The following is a 14,712-nucleotide window of genomic DNA, read 5'->3' as shown; positions in this document are numbered from 1 at the left end:
CGCACCGCGAACCCGGCAAGATGTTGTCACGTCAACGATACAGTGCCGGTGCGGCGCTCGCTCGTGTCTGCTCCAGCTCGAGTCCGCTCTCGCTCGGGTCCACTCCGCTCCGCCTCAAAGCCGCTCGTCGTGCGGTGGGATCGCCGAGTTGCGCAGTTGCCGGCGTGAGGAGATCCCGAGTTTGCGGAAGATGCTGCGCAGATGCGCGTCGACCGTCCGTGGCGACAGGTACAGCGCCGCTGCCACCTCTTTGGAGGTGTCACCCCGGGCGACCCGCCGTACGATGCGCTGCTCCTGTGCGGTCAGCGCCGCCTGCGGGCCGTGGTGCGCCGGGGCAGGCCGTGCGCCGGCGGCGGCGAGTTCATCGGCGGACCGCTCGGCGAACGCGCGGGCGCCGACCCGGCTGAACACGTCGTGCGCGGTCTGGAGGTGAACCCGGGCCTGAGTCGTGCGGCCCGTCCGGCGCTGCCACTCGCCCCATAGCAGCCGGGTGCGCCCCGCTTGCAGCACGGCTCCCGCCGCCTCCAGTTTCTGCGCCGAGCCGCGGTAGAGGTCCTCGGCGTCGGAGTCGTCGGCCAGCAGGGCCTGAGCGCGCAGGTGAAGTCCCTGCGCCCATGCGCTCTCCGTCAGCCGGGCGCACTCCTCCAGCCGCGTGGCCGCGGCCGCGGCCTCCTCCGGGTGGTGGGTGCGCACCGCGGCCTCCACCAGTTCGGGCAGGAGCCAGTTCCGAAAGGCCGGTTCGTCGAGGTTCGGCGACGTCGTGCACGCTTCGAAAGCCTCGCCGTATCTGCCCAGCGAGTTGTACAGCAGAGCCTGCGCGTAGTCCGCCACGGTCAGCAGCCTGCCTTCTTCCCGCGCCCGGGCGTCCTGCCTGCCGGCCCTCACCAGCGCTTCCAGGCGCTCCTCATGACCGGTCCAGGCCTCCAGGACCAGCGTGGCGTGTCGCAGGGGCGCGGCACCGATCGCCTCGCAGATGCCCTCCGCCTCCCGGACGCGGGTCCGGGCTTCCGTGAGCCGGCCGCCGTGCACGCACACCAGCGCCTGGTGGACGAGCCCCAGCGGCAACGCGGATACGACGGAGTGCCGCCTGGCCGCCGCGACCCGCCGGTCGGCCAGGGTCTCCCAGGCGGCGCTGTCCCACAGGCCGATGGCCGCCTGGCAGACCAGCCAGCTGCCGTTGCTGTCGAGGTCCGTCGCCGAGGGCGCCGTGAGATAGGCGTCAACCGCGCGACGCACGGGCGCCACAGCAGAGGAAAAGCCCTTCAAGATGTGCGTGGTCGCTGCCTCCAGTAACAGCTCGTGCGGGCGGGCGTCAGCCTGCAACGGCGGCAGGTCGTGCGCGGTCCAGGCGATCTCGGCCAGTTCGTCGGGGTGGCAGAAGCGGCCCGCGAAGAGGCCGGCGGCCAGCGCTTCCAGCAGTGCGGCGCGAGCCTCCGCCGCGCTTCGGGTACGGATCTGGGTGGCGGTCGTACGCAGGGCGCGTACCGAGGCCGCGTCGCGGTACACGTCGTACCGGGTCCGCGCCCGCAGCACATCGGCCCGCGCGCGCTGGGCATCGGGCAGCGCGGATGTGTGCACGCGCGCGAGCAGATCCAGGCTCTGCCGAAGCCCTCCCGTCCGGCGCCGGGCCACGGCACCCGCGAGCAGGCGCACGGCCCGCCGCGGCCGGTCCGCGGTCAGCGCGGCCGACAGCTCCCACAGCGCCGCGGTTGTCATCGACCCGTGTTCCCCGGAGGCCCGCTCCGCGGCTTCCTGTAACCGCGCCGCCACCGACTCGTCGAACGAGGCGGCCGCCTGCCCTTCATGCCAGGCGCGCTGTTCCGGAGCGCGGACCGGGTCGCACGCGCCCGCCAGAGCACGGTGCACGCGCCTGCGCTGCGTGACGCCGGCCGCCGCGTACAGACGCGTACGTACGAGAGGGTGCGCGAACCGTACGCGAGGACTCAGTTCGACCAGGCCGGACGACTCGGCCTCGGTCACGGCGCTGTGCTCGATACGGAGACTCTCCACCGTCTCCAGCACGGTCACCGCATCCCCCAGCGGTTCCGCCGCGGCCACCAGCAGTACCTCGCGCGCCGGGGCGCTGAGGTCCGCGAGGCCGGCGAGCGTCCCGGGGTCCGGTGAGTCGGCGCCCCGCCCGTCCGGTGATTCAGCACCTTGCCCGTCCGGTGCGTCAGGGCCCTGCCGCACCGGTTCCGTCGGCCGGACGAAGGCCATTTCGGTCGGTGAGAGCGAACTCGCCACCGACAACAGGGCGCGCGGGCTGCCATGGGCGTCGGCCACGAGGCGCTCGCGGATGCGCGCGTCCAGCGGAACGTGTACGCGCTCGGTCAGCAGCGCCTGCGCGTCCTCGTCCGACAGACCGGTCACAGCCAGGCCGGAGAACGAGGCGAACTCACCGGGGTGTTCGGTGGCGGGGAGCGTGAACACGAAGGCCAGCCGCTCCCCGGCACAGCGGCGAGCGGCCACGGTCAGGCACTCGCGGGAGGCCGCGTCCATCAGGTGCGCGTCGTCGAGAAGGCACAGCACGGGATGCCGCCAGGCGGCGGAGGCCAGCAGACCGTGCAGGGCGAGGCCGGCGTCGAGACGGGCCGGGGGAGAACCGGGACGCAGTCCGAGGATCGACTCGACGGTCTCCCGCTGCGGAACGGGGAGTCCGGGAAGGTTCTCCCGGAACTGGGCACACAGCCGCTGCGCGGCGGCGAAGGACAACTCGCCCTCGCTCGCGACACCGTTGACCCGAACCACTCGTACCCCACGCGACGCGGTCTGTACGTGGTCGAGCAGGGCGCTCTTGCCGATGCCCCGCTCGCCGTGCACGAGCAGGGTCCGGCCGCGGCCGGCGCGGCAGTCCGCCACCAGGTGGTCGAGGAGGGCGACCTCCCGCGCCCTGCCGTACAGCCTTCCGCTGTCGGCGGTGGCATCTCCGCGGCTCGTTGCGGGGGCCGCGACCTGCATAAGTCTCCTCCGGGTACTGCGTGGTGTGGCGGCGGGAGAGCACATGGCCTCCCGCACGTCTTCCTCCCGGGGTCGATCGTGACCGGCACGCGTCTACGGCACGTCGACGGTCACGTCTACGTCCTGTCGGCTCCCGCCGCCGGCCCGCGTCCGACCTGCAAAGAAGCCGTCAACGGGCCGCGGCGGGGGCGGGTCCGGGCTACTCGCCGTCGGTGTTGGCATCGGCATCGGCGTCGGACCGTGCGGTCAGGGCGAAGGCCAGCAGCGCGGTCGTGGTGAAGTCCAGCGCGGGTTCCACGGTCTGCCAGGCGCCCACGTCGTCCAGGTACCGCGCGCCCTTGCCGTCGAAGTCGGTCCAGGCCCCTGTCGGCGGGGCGGCCGTGCACTTCTTCATGGTCGGGAAGCTGTTCAACTCGTCCAGTTTCGAGGCGGCGTTGGGGCCGTTGACCACGGCTCCCCGCAGGATGGCGCCCTTGCCGTCGAGGCTGCCCCGGAGGTTGGCCAACTGGTGTTCCGGGCAGTGCGGGTAGACCTCGCCCGCGCCGATCATGAAGGTGGTTCCCCAGGGGTTGGCGCCGAGGGCCCAGCCCCGCTGCCGACCGGCGAAGGCCGCGTAACGGGTGTCTCCGGTGGCCTTGGCGTAGAGGCGGGCGGTGGCCACCAGCCCGAAGGTGTGCGGTACGGCGTCGAAGTCGTCGTAGACGGCACCGGCTCCGAACGGGTCCTGCTTGGCGCGGGCGACCCCGTCCTCCAACTGGCGGCGCAGGTCCTTGTTGAGCTCGGCGGCCCCGATCCCCTTCCTCCGGGTGCCGTCCAGGACGGTGGCCAGGTCGGCGTGGGCCAGGGCGCTGACATCCGCGACGCCGAGGGTGCCCTGGACGTCGGAGCGCAGATAGGCCCCGGCCCAGCGGGCCGCGTCGTCGGCCCACTTGCCCTTCCGGTTGTCCCCGAGCTTCCGTGCGGCCAGGGCCAGTTCGGCGCCGGCGAACTCCAGGTCGTCCTGCCAGGAGTCCTCGGGATAGAAGGCCTTCGGGAAGGCCGTGAAGAGCGCGTCGGGGTTCGGGTTGGTGTCGGCCAGGTCGTAGACGGCGGCGGCCTTGTCCAGCCAGGTCCGCGCCGCCTTCGGGTCCGTGTCGGCCGCGCGCTGTGCGGCGAGGGCGAAGACCGCGGCCACCCGTCCCGCCAGACTGGGGGTGATCGGCTTGCCCGGGTTGTTCGCGCGGAAGACCGGCCGGTGCTTGATCGTGTAGTCCGGGTCGCCGGGGGACACGTCGAGGCGGTCGTCGGCCTCGGGCAGCCGCCACACGTCGTGATCCGTCCGTACGGCCTCGTTGCCCGCGCCGATGCCGACCTGGGCGTAGAGGGTCTTGCTGTCCTCGTCCCACATCTTGTCCATCCAGGCCAGCCCGTGCGAAGCCTCGGCCGACAGTTCCTTCATGTCCGGCAGGTCGCGCTGCGCGAGCAGCAGTTCGGCGACCGAATAGGAGGTGGTGCCGGTGAACTTGAGGAAGTCCCCCGCGTCGAACCAGCCGCCCGAGACGTCGGCCCGGTCACCGGTCGGGGTCAGCCGCTTGTCGAGCAGCTCGGTGCCCTCCTTGTTGTAGTTCGGATCGGCGTAGACGGTCGCGTCCTTGTCGGCCAGATGGGAGGGCCCGTGCGCCAGGTCACCGGGAAGCACGTCGGCTCCGTCGCGCTGTGCCTGCAGGAAGCGGACGTTGTCCTGGACGAGCGGGGTCATCAGCTCGCGGGCACCGGCGATCCGGAAGGCGGGGGAGCGGCCGGCCGCGGTCCCGGTCAGGACGATGCGGTAGGTGCCGGGGGTGTCCAGCGCGGAGAGGTCGGCGGTGCGCACGGAGGGGTACTTGGTGTTCCAGCGGCCGATGTCGGCTCCGAGCTGTCCCGCCGTGACGACTTTGTTCTTGGCGTCGACGACCTCGAAGCGCGCTCCCGCGAGGGCCGCCGAGGGCCCCATGACATAGGCCCGTTTCGCCTCGCCGCGTACATAGCCGACCTGGTCGACCCGGATGGCAACGTTGGTCGAGGCAGGCGTGTTGTCGTCGCCCAAGGGCAGGCCGTGCACGGTCGCGGTGAGGAGCAGGGTGCCGAGTCCCGCGGCGATGGCGACCAGCAGCCGGGGTTTGCGCAGATAGTTCATGCGCCCACGGTGCCGGGGCCTTCATGAGATGAGGATGAGGACGCGTGGGCCGGATACGGAGGCAGCCGAAGCTCGGCGACCAGGCCGCCGCCGGGAGCGTCCGCGAGCCGGGCGGTGCCGTGGTGCAGCTCGGCGACCCAACGAACGATGGCGAGCCCGGCACCGGTACCGGGCGTGGCTCCTGTTCCGGGGGCGGCTACGGGGCGCGGGGCGACCCCCGTTTCTGATGCGGTTCCGGTACCAGCGGCCGGTCCCGTTCCCGAGGCCGCTGCCGTACCCGAGGTGGCTCCCGTTCCCGAGGCGGTTCCGGTAGCCGAGGCCGCTGCCGTACCAGCGGCCGCTCCCGTTCCCCAGGCCGCTTCCGTTCCCGAGCCTGTTCCGGAACCCCCGGTGGTACTCCCGGTGACACCCCGGGTGAAGACCCGTTCCCGGTCCGCCGCCGGCACGCCCGATCCGTGGTCGCGGACCGCGACCAGGCCGGGGGTGACGGTGACCTCCACCGGTGACCCGGCCGGGCCACCGTGCCGTTGAGCGTTCTCCACCAGGTTCCGGACCGCCTGGGCCAGCAGGTCGGGATCGCCGAGCACCACCACCGGCTCGGAGCGCACCGTGACGTTCTCATGGTCCGGCAGCTCCTCGACAGTGGTCTCCACCAGCTGGTCGAGGCGCAGGGGCACCAGCTCGGCCCGCTGCGCACCGGCCTCCATGCGGGCCCTGGCGAGCAGCCCGGTGACCAGTCGGCTCAGCCGGTCCACCAGCCGTAGGGCCTCGTCGGAGGAACCGCCCCGCTCCACCACGAGCCGCAACGTCGCCAGTGGCGTACGCAGTTCGTGCGCCGCCTCGGCCAGGAACTGTTCCTGCTGCTCCAGCGCGAGCAGGGCGGGACGCATGGCCCGGCCGGACAGCAGATGGCCGACGGCCGCCGCGCAGCAGACCAGAGCCGTGCAGCCGAGCGCCAGCCAGCGCACGAGGACGCCGTGATCGCGTTCGCTGCGCGCCAGTTCCGTGCCGACCAGCACGGCGGCACCGATCCGGTCGCCGTCCCAGACCGGAGCCGCTCCCCACCTCAGCCGTCCGCCGTTCGCGGAAGGGGCGCTGACCAGGACGGTCTGCTGTTCCTCCAGGACGGTCCGCCAGAGACGGTCGAGGCGGTCCCGATCGGGCAGCGCCGAACGTGCGGGAACCACGTTCCGAAGCGACGGCGACTTTCCCGGCGCCGCCTGGAGGACGGCCAGCACCTGCGAGCCCTGCGCGAGTTCGTCCTCGCGCAGCGGCTCCAGGTGCAGCGTCCCCGAGTCGAACCAGACCGCCCGCGACAGACCGACCGCGCGGCTGCCGACCTCGTGGTCCAGACCGGACCGGCGGGATTCGGCATCGATGCGGACGGCGACGGTGGCCAGGACGACGAGACAGGCCGCCGTCGCCGAGGCGAACAGGAGCGTCATCAGCCGACGGGTGCGCCGCAGCCGGGCCACGGCGGGCGACCTGGGGGGCACCGCGCCGGGGCGGCTCACGCCCGCGCCTCGGCGGCCGACTCCTGATCGGCACCGCCCAGCCGGTAGCCGACACCGCGCACCGTCCCGATCGGATCGGGCGGCCCGAGCCGTCGGCGCAGCTGGCCGATCACGACGTCCACCACGTTGGACATCGGCTCGCTCGCCTCGTCCCAGCAGCTCTCGATCAGCTCGGTGCGCGTCACCACCTCGCCCGCGCGCAGCATCAGCAGCTCAAGGACCGCGAACTCCTTGGCCGACAGGCTCAGCAGCACCCCGGCCCTGGACACTCGGCGCCGTGGCAGATCGACCTCCAGGTCACCCGCGCGCAGGACCGGCGGCCGCGTGGTCTGCTCCCTGCGGCACAGCGCACGCACCCGTACGACCAGTTCGGCGAAGGCGAAGGGTTTGACGAGGTAGTCGTCCGCACCGTGCTCGAATCCGGCCACCCGGTCGCTCACCGCGTCCAGCGCGGTCAGCAGCAGAAAGGGCAGCACCGATCCTGTCCGCCGGTGTCCGGCGAGCAGGGTGAGGGAGTCGCCGTCCGGGACCGAGCGGTCGGCCACGACACAGTCGTAGCTGTTGACGGAGAGCTTGAGATCCGCTTCGGCCAGCGTCCGCGCGAGGTCCACCGCGAACCCCGCACCACGCAGCTGAGCAGCGACGACGGGCCCCAGCTCGGGATCGTCCTCCAAGACCAATACGCGCATGGCCCGGAGCTTAGACGGTGTGGGCATCGGCCTCTCACGGTGCTCATGCGGCGATCTCGCGGTGCTCACGCGGTGCCCGAGCGGCGCGACTTTCGTCGCTCGCGGGTGCGACGAACGGATGCTGTGCGCACGGCCGATGGTGTCTACCGTTGGCGCGTGGACGTGATGACGAAGGCCCGCGATGTTTGGAAACACCTGATAGCGGCGGACACGTGGTCCCGGCGGCGGATTGCCGGTGAGACGGTGTTGGCCCTCGTCCTTGCCCTGCTCATGGTTCTTGGCCAATGGAGCGAGGGAGCGCCGAGGGCGGTCGTCGCGGCGGTGGCCGTGGCGATGGTCTCACTGCTGCGGCGGGCGTTCCCGGCGAGCGTCCTGGTTCTCACGGCCGCGCTCGCAGGCGCGGTGAATTCCTTCTGGGCCGTGCTGATGGTCGTGGCCTGGTCGGCGGGTTCGAGGATCGAGGCGCGGCGGCGGCCGCTCGCGCTTCTCATGGCCTCGTACGTCCTCTATGCGGGACTGTCCGTCCTGCAGGAGACGTTCCCCCTGTCCGTGCTGGAGACGCTGCTGTTCTCCACGCTCTCGTTCCTGGCGACGGTGGTCGTTCCCGCCCTCGCCAGCCGCTACCGCACCCAACGGCGCACGCTCCTGCACGCGCTGCACGAGCACAACGCCCAGTTGCTGCGCGAACGCGAGATGATCGCGTCCCACTCCCGCTTGCGGGAGCGCCAGCGCATAGCGCAGGACATGCACGACAGCCTCGGCCACCAACTGGCGTTGATCGCCGTCCACACGGGCGCGCTCGAAGTGGGCCCGGACCTTACGGACGACCAGCGTCAGGCGGTCGGCGTGCTGCGGGAGGCGTCCGTGGCCGCGATGCACGAACTGCGCGAGGCCGTCGGCATCCTGCGGGACGGTACGCCCGAACAGGCACCGGAGCGCGAGGGCGGCCCGGAGCCAGCGGCCCGGGGCGTCGCGGGGATCGAGGGCCTGGTGGCGGCATCGCGGGGCACACGGGCGGTCGTGGAGCTGCGGCGTGCGGGCGAGGCGCGGCCACTGGCTCCAGCCGCGGACCACGCGGCGTACCGGATCGTGCAGGAGGCGCTGACCAACGCCCTGAAGCACGCTCCGGGAGCCTCGACCGCCGTCGAGCTGCGGTACGAGCCGGATTCACTGGTGGTCGAGGTGGCCAATGGGCCGGTGCCCGCGACGACCGGTGGGGGACGGCGAACCGTGGTCAGTGGCGGGCACGGTCTGACCGGGCTTCAGGAACGGGCCCGGCTGGTCGGCGGCATGGTGCATGCCGGGTCCACGGCCGACGGCGGGTTCCGCGTCGCGGCCGTACTGCCCTACGGGCCCCGGGCGCCGCACGCGTCGGATGGCAGCAGGCGGCGATCGGACTCGGGGCGGGAAGTGACGACGTTCGTCGATGCGGCGAACGACTTCCGGGGGCAGAGCGAAGGGGCGGTGCCCGGCGACGGTGGTGCGGACATCGACTGGTCCGGTCCGCCGGACAGGCAGAAGGAGCTCGACATCGCCATGGGACGCAAGAAGAAGGGCGTAGCGATCGGATGCGGCATCGCAGTGCTGGCCGTCGTGGTTGTCGGGGTGGGGGCGCTCGTCGTAGGTCTCTACTTCTGGGCGGGCAAGGAGGCCGACAAGGTCATGATCAACCCGTCGGTCTACAACTCGGTGCAGGTCGGCGACGCCGAGACGGCCGTGCGGGACAAGTTGCCGCGCGGCAAGTCGTTCCTGGCCGAGGGACTGGTGGAGGAGGGGCCCGCCGTTCCGGCGGGAGCGGCGTGCTCGTCCTACCTGTCGACGGAGGACGGGCCGGCCAAGGGGGGAAAGGAACCCGCCTACCGCTTCTGCTTCAAGGGCGGCAAACTGATCGAGAAGACGGCCTACATGGTCGAGTCATAACCATGTTCCGTGAGTAAGGTTGAGTGCTCGGCCGCCCCGTCGTCCTCAGGCGATGGTGTGGTCGTCACTCGTCCCCGCCGTACGCCTTGCAGGAGAACTGTGATCAGGGTCCTCGTCGCGGATGACGAACCGCTCATCCGGGCGGGTATCAGGATGATCCTCACCTCCGCCGACGACATCGATGTCGTGGCGGAGGCCGCCAACGGCCGTGAGGCGGTCGACCTGGTCCGCGCCCACGCCGTGGACGTGGCCCTGCTCGACATCCAGATGCCCGTCCTGGACGGGCTGTCCGCACTCGCCGAACTGCGGCGGGCGGCGCCGTCCGTACGGCCGCTGATCCTGACGACGTTCGGCGAGCGGGAGAACGTCCTGCGTGCGCTGAGCCAGGGCGGCGCCGGGTTCCTGTTGAAGGACTCGGCGCCGGCCGAGCTGATCCAGGCGGTGCGGGCGGCGGCGGCCGGGGACGCGTATCTGTCGCCCGGCGCGACACGGCATGTGGTCGACTCGCTCGCCTCGGGGCAGACCGCCGCGCGGGCCGAGGACGCGCGGCGGCGTCTGGAGACCCTGAGCGCACGGGAGTTGGAGGTGCTCGCGCTGCTCGGCGAGGGGCTGTCCAACGCCGACGCGGGCGAGCGGATCCATGTGAGCGAGGCGACGGTGAAGACGTACGTCAGCCGGATCCTGACGAAGCTGCGGTGCGAGAACCGGGTCCAGGCAGCCCTGCTGGCGCGGGACGCGGGGCTGGGATCGAGCTGACCCGCCGCGCGGCACACGGACCGGCTCAGGTCCTGTACGGGGAGAGAGGCGGAGGGCACCGGGCGAAGCCTCGACGCTCGGCTTCCCGGTGCCCTCGGCGGAGGTGTTACAGCTCTCCGGGCCGGGCGTAGCGGTAGAAGAACGGGCCCATCTGACCGGCCAGCGCGCGGGTCAGAGCGGAACTGTCCTCCAGCAGCCGTGCCCCCGGATCGAGGTCACCGACGTACACGGGATCGAAGCCGGCGTCGCCGATGAGCCGCGCGGTGATGCCCTTCGCGTCCGGCTCGGCCGCGTACAGACTGCTCGGCGTCACGCGTTGCGCGCCGATCTGCTCGTACGCGGAGGCGAAGACCGTCGAGAACGACTTCGCGGTCGGACCGCCGATGACGGACTTGATCTGATGCGAGAGCGAGGGGAAGGCGCTGTCGCGCTCCGTGTAGAGGTTGGTCGTGTCGATGGTCACCTGGCCCTTCAGCCCGGTGACGCGCTGGAGTGCCTCGGCGATGCTGTTGCCGGGTACGGCCACGACCACGACGTCGGCGTCCGAGGCGTCGCCTCCGTCGCGGCCCAGGGCCCTGACCTCGTGGCCGGCCTTCTCCCACAAGCGGGCCAGGCCGCCGCCGACCCGCCCTCGTCCGATCACTGTGATGTTCATGTCGGGTCCTTGCTGTTCGGTCGTGCCTGCACGGTGGCGTCAGTCCTTGGCCTGCCCCAGGAGCTGCAGTTCCCAGGCCAGGCTGGTGCCGAAGACGCCGCCGTGCTCAAGGAGGATATCGGTCATACCGGGCACAGTCTCCTCCCGGGCCCAGTCCCGCTGCCACTCCGCGATGACGGTTCCGGCGCACGTGGGGATCACACCGGCCTGGATCATGCGCTCGATGCCACGCTCGTGGGCCTCGTTGGTGGTGGCGCCCGAGGCGTCCGTCACGGCGAAGACGCGGTAGCCGTCGGCGATGGCGTGAATCGCGGGCCAGGCAAGGCAGATGTCCGTCCACAGGCCCGCTATGACGAGGTCCTTGCGGCCCGTGGCGGCCACCGCGTCCACCACACGCTGGTCCTCCCACGTGTTGATGGCCGTACGGTCGATCGGCGTCTGGTCGGGGAAGACCTCCTGCACCGAACGGATGAGGCGACCTCCGCGGTCCTCCACCACGGTGGTAAGGATGGTCGGTACGTCGAACAGCTTGGCTCCCTTGGCCAGCGCCGTCACGTTGTTGACCACCAGGGTGGCGTCCATGCTGCGCATGCCCGCGAACTGGGCCCCCTGGTGGTCGATGAGCAGCAGCACCGACTTCTCGGGTGTGAGGAGCGCGTCGAGACCGGTGTACGTGATGCCGTTGGCTGCCATGTCATCTCCGGAAGAGGAAGGAATGGAACGGGATGGGACCGGATGGGAACCGGTCGGCGGCCCGGTGTGCGACCGCCGGTTCGACCATGGCAGTCGGCCGAGAGCCACGACATCGGTGACAACTACGTAGGAGCAGCGGCCGAGTACGGACCGGAGCCGCGGGGGAGGAACAGCCGGACGCTGTTCCTCCCCCGCCATGACGGACGGACTCAGATGGCCTGGGCGGTGGGCAGGATGGTGATCTCGGTGAGGTTGACGTGGCGGGGGACGGCGGCCATGAAGGCGACGGTTTCGGCGACGTCGGCGCTCTGGAGTACGTCGATGTCGTGGATGAGGTCGGCCATCAGCTTGGAGGCGTCCGGGTCGGTGACGTGGTCGGGGAGCTCGGTGTCGACCATGCCGGGCTCGATGGTGGCGACGCGGACCATCTTCTGGCCGAGTTCGACGCGGAGCAGCCGGGTGAGGTGACTGATGTACGCCTTGGTGCCGGAGTAGATGGAGAACTTCGCCAGGATGCGGGTGGCCGCGATGGACGAGGTGTTGATCAGGTCGGCGGGCTTGCCCTGGGCGGCGGAGTCCGTCAGGTGCGGGAGGAACGCGGCGATCACGTTCATCAGCCCGCTGATGTTGAGGTCGATCTGGCGCTGCCAGTCGTCGACCTTCAACTCCTCGATGCCGGAGATGAGTTGGACGCCGGCGTTGTTGAACACGAGGTCGGCCTTGCCGAAGCGGGCGGCGACCTGGTCGGCGGCGCTCTGGACGGCGGCGCGGTCGGTGACGTCGACGGCCAGGGCGAGCGCGGTGCCGCCGGCGGTCTCGATGTTCTTCACCAGGTTGTCGAGGCGCTCCTTGCGCCGGGCCAGGACGACCACGGTGGCGCCGAGTTCGGCGAGGCGTTCGGCGGTGACGGCACCCATGCCGCTGGAGGCGCCGGAGACGACGGCGACACGGCCGGCGAGGGGAGTACCGGTGAGCAGAGCAGCAGACATCACAAATCCTCGATCTCTTTGATGCGAGCGGTGGTTGCCCGGCTGGGCGGCAGCGGTTCGGTGGGGCGGCGATGCGTCAGGCGGCGTCGCTGTGCCCGGTGGCGGCGGACTTCTCGCGCCACTCGGCGAGGTCGTCCTGCACCTGCCGGTACTTGACGTCGAGCCGCTCAAGGGTGTCGCGCCCCAGGTAGAGGTGCGTGGGCAGCTTCTCGGTCGAGGCGACCTCGACGATGAGGGCGGCGCCCTTGACGGGGTCGCCGAGCTGGGCGTGGTTGGCCCGGTCGATCCAGTCCAGCGTCACGTGGGCGGGGGTGTCGTCGTAGTCGGCGATGCGGTTCGCGGCCACCGAGAGGGAGCTGGCGTCGAGGAAGTCGGTGCGGAAGACGCCCGGTTCGACCACCATCGACTGGATACCGAACGGTGCCATCTCGGCGGAGAGCGCTTCGCTGATGCCGGCGACCGCGAACTTCGACGCGCAGTACAGGCTGACACCGGGCTCGCCCTCGAAACCGGACCGGGAACCGATGTGCACCAGCCGGCCGGACCCCTGCTTGCGCATGACGGGCAGCACGGCACGGGTGACGTTGATCAGGCCGAAGACGTTGAGGTCGAACAGTGACCGGGCCTCCGCGTCGGTGATCTCCTCCAGTGCGCCGAGCAGACCGCGGCCGGCGTTGTTGACCAGGACGTCGATGCCGCCGAAGCGCTCCACGGCGGCGTCGACCGCCCGCGGGATGCTGTCGTGGTCCGTGACGTCCAGGGCGACCGCGAAAACCTGGTCGGAATTCTTCAGGTCGGCCGGTACCCGCTCCGGGTTTCGCACGGCGACCACGACATTGTTACCGCCTGCCAGAGCGGCGCGAGCGATTTCCGCACCGATTCCGCGGGAAGCGCCGGTGACAAACCACGTAGCCATGGGAAAGCCTCTTTCGTCGTTTCCCCTTTTCGGGGATTTCCTGTTGACGTGTTCGAGTGTGCCCGTCGGCCACGGCGCCATGAAGGCTGTGCTTTTCCTGGGAGTCGCACACCCAGGAACGCGAGGCGAACAAGATATTCAGTGACATATCAACAAGCTGGTACGGTGAGCGCATGTCCGAACCGCGATGGCTCACCCCGCACCAGGCCGACGTCTGGGCCAAGTACCGGAGGCTGTTCCGCGAGCTCCAACGGGCCCAGGACCAGCAGTTGCAACGGGATTCGGGCCTTTCGGCGGCGGACTACGCCCTCCTGGCGCCCTTGTCGGAGTCCGATGACGGTGTGCTGCGGGCGAGGGACCTCGGAGCCGAGGTCGGCTGGGAACGCAGTCGGCTGTCCCACCAGATCACCCGCATGGAGAAGCGGGGACTTGTCACACGCGAGCCCTGCGCCGATGATGCCCGCGGCTCCATGGTGTGCCTCACGAAAAAGGGCAGGGCGGCGATCGAGGCCGCCGCACCCAAACACGCGGAATGCGTACGGCAGCTTGTCTTCGATCCGCTGACACCCGACGAGGTGCATCTTTTCGGTGACGTTCTGGACCGAATTCTGGATGCCGTCGAGAGGAATGCGCGGTAAAGGAAAAGGTAACGGCACCGGCTTTCCGTCGTGGCCGGTCCGTCGTGTAGTGGTGGTCCGCTGTGCGGCTCAGGCCCGTGTGCGGTTCAGCTGGTCCAGGAGGCCGTCGGCGATTCTGTCGCAGGAGGTGTGGCGGGACGTCCCGCCCGGCGTGTTCTCCGGGAGCGTCGCGGCGGCCGCGCGCACGTATGCCCGGGTCCGGGCGCCCGGAAAAGTACGGGCATAGGCGTCCGGGTCGGAGGTCGCGTAGGCCGTGGCGGTCGCGCGCGCATTCGCGGTGGTGTTGGCCGTGGCGAAGGCCCGGGCGTTTGGTTCGGTGGTCTGGTCGGCGTAGTCGCGGCCGTAGGTGTCGGCGTCGGCGGGGGTGAAACCGTTGGCGAGGGCGTAGGCGCGGGCGTTGTCGTGGGCCGTCGTGTAGGCCTCGGCGTAGGCGAAGGCTGCGCGGTAGATCCGGCGGAGGGCGGGCTCCAGGGCGGCGGTCCAGCTGGATGCCGAGGGTGTGCGGTCCGTGAGGGCGTCGTGGTGGACGGCGGCGAGGGCCTCGTAGGGGGCCGTGTCCTGGCCGAGGCGGGTGGCGGTCTCGGCCAGGAGCGGGAGGACCGTGCGGGCGTGCCACGCGTGGGTGACGGTGAGTGGGACCCGGCCGCCGGAACGGCTCAGTGCGGTACGCAGCTCACGGGCCCACGTGTCACGGCGTGTGGGTTCCTGTCCCTCGTACAGGACAGCGGCCGCCTGGCGGAACCAGGCCGGCGGCGGGCCGTGTTCCCTCCGCGGGGTCACGCCTGCCAGGAGGGCGCGGAAGTCTTTCGCCTCGGTCGTCGTCATCGGG

12 protein-coding genes are annotated in these 14,712 nt (G+C 71.0%); 3 read left to right on the top strand and 9 right to left on the bottom strand.

The window, feature by feature from the left end; all coding sequences use genetic code 11:
* Positions 1-114 precede the first annotated feature (114 nt).
* The 4 genes from OHA11_RS05145 to OHA11_RS05130 form a co-directional block, all read right to left on the bottom strand.
* Positions 115-2,958 carry an AAA family ATPase gene (locus OHA11_RS05145; protein WP_266492402.1) on the bottom strand — a complete coding sequence of 948 codons (2,844 nt, stop codon included), beginning with the start codon at positions 2,956-2,958 and terminating at the stop codon, positions 115-117.
* 199 nt (positions 2,959-3,157) lie between these two features.
* Positions 3,158-5,113 (bottom strand): glycoside hydrolase family 9 protein, encoded by a 1,956-nt coding sequence (locus OHA11_RS05140; RefSeq protein WP_266492399.1) that lies wholly within the window; start codon positions 5,111-5,113, stop codon positions 3,158-3,160.
* A complete protein-coding gene (locus OHA11_RS05135) occupies positions 5,110-6,627 on the bottom strand; it encodes a HAMP domain-containing sensor histidine kinase (protein WP_266492397.1) in 1,518 nt (505 codons plus the stop codon). Before OHA11_RS05135 ends, OHA11_RS05140 begins: the two co-directional genes overlap by 4 nt.
* Complete coding sequence (locus OHA11_RS05130) at positions 6,624-7,316, bottom strand: response regulator transcription factor (protein WP_266492395.1); 693 nt, start codon at positions 7,314-7,316, stop codon at positions 6,624-6,626. Before OHA11_RS05130 ends, OHA11_RS05135 begins: the two co-directional genes overlap by 4 nt.
* 165 nt (positions 7,317-7,481) lie before the next feature.
* Here OHA11_RS05130 and OHA11_RS05125 point away from each other — a divergent pair, with 165 nt between their 5' ends.
* Entirely contained in the window at positions 7,482-9,236 is a 1,755-nt protein-coding gene (locus OHA11_RS05125; protein ID WP_266506961.1) for a sensor histidine kinase, read from the top strand.
* Between the two features lie 99 nt (positions 9,237-9,335).
* Positions 9,336-9,992, top strand: a complete 657-nt coding sequence (locus OHA11_RS05120; RefSeq protein ID WP_266492393.1) for a response regulator transcription factor — start codon at positions 9,336-9,338, stop codon at positions 9,990-9,992.
* A 106-nt stretch (positions 9,993-10,098) separates the two neighbouring features.
* Here OHA11_RS05120 and OHA11_RS05115 read toward each other — a convergent pair whose 3' ends face one another.
* From OHA11_RS05115 to OHA11_RS05100, 4 genes are all read right to left on the bottom strand, one after another.
* On the bottom strand, positions 10,099-10,647 hold the full coding sequence (locus OHA11_RS05115) for a dinucleotide-binding protein (protein WP_266492391.1): 549 nt from the start codon (positions 10,645-10,647) through the stop codon (positions 10,099-10,101).
* Between the two features lie 39 nt (positions 10,648-10,686).
* Positions 10,687-11,340, bottom strand: a complete 654-nt coding sequence (locus OHA11_RS05110; RefSeq protein WP_266492389.1) for a hydrolase — start codon at positions 11,338-11,340, stop codon at positions 10,687-10,689.
* Between the two features lie 209 nt (positions 11,341-11,549).
* Positions 11,550-12,332 (bottom strand): SDR family oxidoreductase, encoded by a 783-nt coding sequence (locus OHA11_RS05105; RefSeq protein WP_266492387.1) that lies wholly within the window; start codon positions 12,330-12,332, stop codon positions 11,550-11,552.
* A 73-nt stretch (positions 12,333-12,405) separates the two neighbouring features.
* A complete protein-coding gene (locus OHA11_RS05100; protein ID WP_266492384.1) occupies positions 12,406-13,245 on the bottom strand; it encodes an SDR family NAD(P)-dependent oxidoreductase in 840 nt (279 codons plus the stop codon).
* Between the two features lie 173 nt (positions 13,246-13,418).
* Between OHA11_RS05100 and OHA11_RS05095 the strand changes: the two genes are divergently transcribed.
* Positions 13,419-13,883, top strand: coding sequence for a MarR family winged helix-turn-helix transcriptional regulator (locus tag OHA11_RS05095; RefSeq protein WP_266492381.1), 465 nt, complete (start codon positions 13,419-13,421; stop codon positions 13,881-13,883).
* Between the two features lie 69 nt (positions 13,884-13,952).
* Here the strand turns inward: OHA11_RS05095 and OHA11_RS05090 are convergent, their stop codons facing one another.
* A complete protein-coding gene (locus OHA11_RS05090; RefSeq protein WP_266492378.1) occupies positions 13,953-14,708 on the bottom strand; it encodes a SpcZ in 756 nt (251 codons plus the stop codon).
* Positions 14,709-14,712 lie beyond the last annotated feature (4 nt).

It is taken from the genome of Streptomyces sp. NBC_00878, assembly GCF_026341515.1.
Taxonomy (GTDB): Bacteria; Actinomycetota; Actinomycetes; order Streptomycetales; family Streptomycetaceae; genus Streptomyces.
Note: the sequence above shows the minus strand (reverse complement) of the source record. Positions and strands in the feature narration are given on the sequence as shown.

What these genes read in the sequence shown, in the direction of transcription:
- OHA11_RS05130 (WP_266492395.1), bottom strand. Translation starts at nt 7,316, where the DNA reads ATGCGCGTATTGGTCTTGGAGGACGATCCCGAGCTGGGGCCCGTCGTC.
- OHA11_RS05110 (WP_266492389.1), bottom strand. Translation starts at nt 11,340, where the DNA reads ATGGCAGCCAACGGCATCACGTACACCGGTCTCGACGCGCTCCTCACA.
- OHA11_RS05140 (WP_266492399.1), bottom strand. Translation starts at nt 5,113, where the DNA reads ATGAACTATCTGCGCAAACCCCGGCTGCTGGTCGCCATCGCCGCGGGA.
- OHA11_RS05090 (WP_266492378.1), bottom strand. Translation starts at nt 14,708, where the DNA reads ATGACGACGACCGAGGCGAAAGACTTCCGCGCCCTCCTGGCAGGCGTG.
- OHA11_RS05145 (WP_266492402.1), bottom strand. Translation starts at nt 2,958, where the DNA reads ATGCAGGTCGCGGCCCCCGCAACGAGCCGCGGAGATGCCACCGCCGAC.
- OHA11_RS05100 (WP_266492384.1), bottom strand. Translation starts at nt 13,245, where the DNA reads ATGGCTACGTGGTTTGTCACCGGCGCTTCCCGCGGAATCGGTGCGGAA.
- OHA11_RS05115 (WP_266492391.1), bottom strand. Translation starts at nt 10,647, where the DNA reads ATGAACATCACAGTGATCGGACGAGGGCGGGTCGGCGGCGGCCTGGCC.
- OHA11_RS05095 (WP_266492381.1), top strand. Translation starts at nt 13,419, where the DNA reads ATGTCCGAACCGCGATGGCTCACCCCGCACCAGGCCGACGTCTGGGCC.
- OHA11_RS05125 (WP_266506961.1), top strand. Translation starts at nt 7,482, where the DNA reads ATGACGAAGGCCCGCGATGTTTGGAAACACCTGATAGCGGCGGACACG.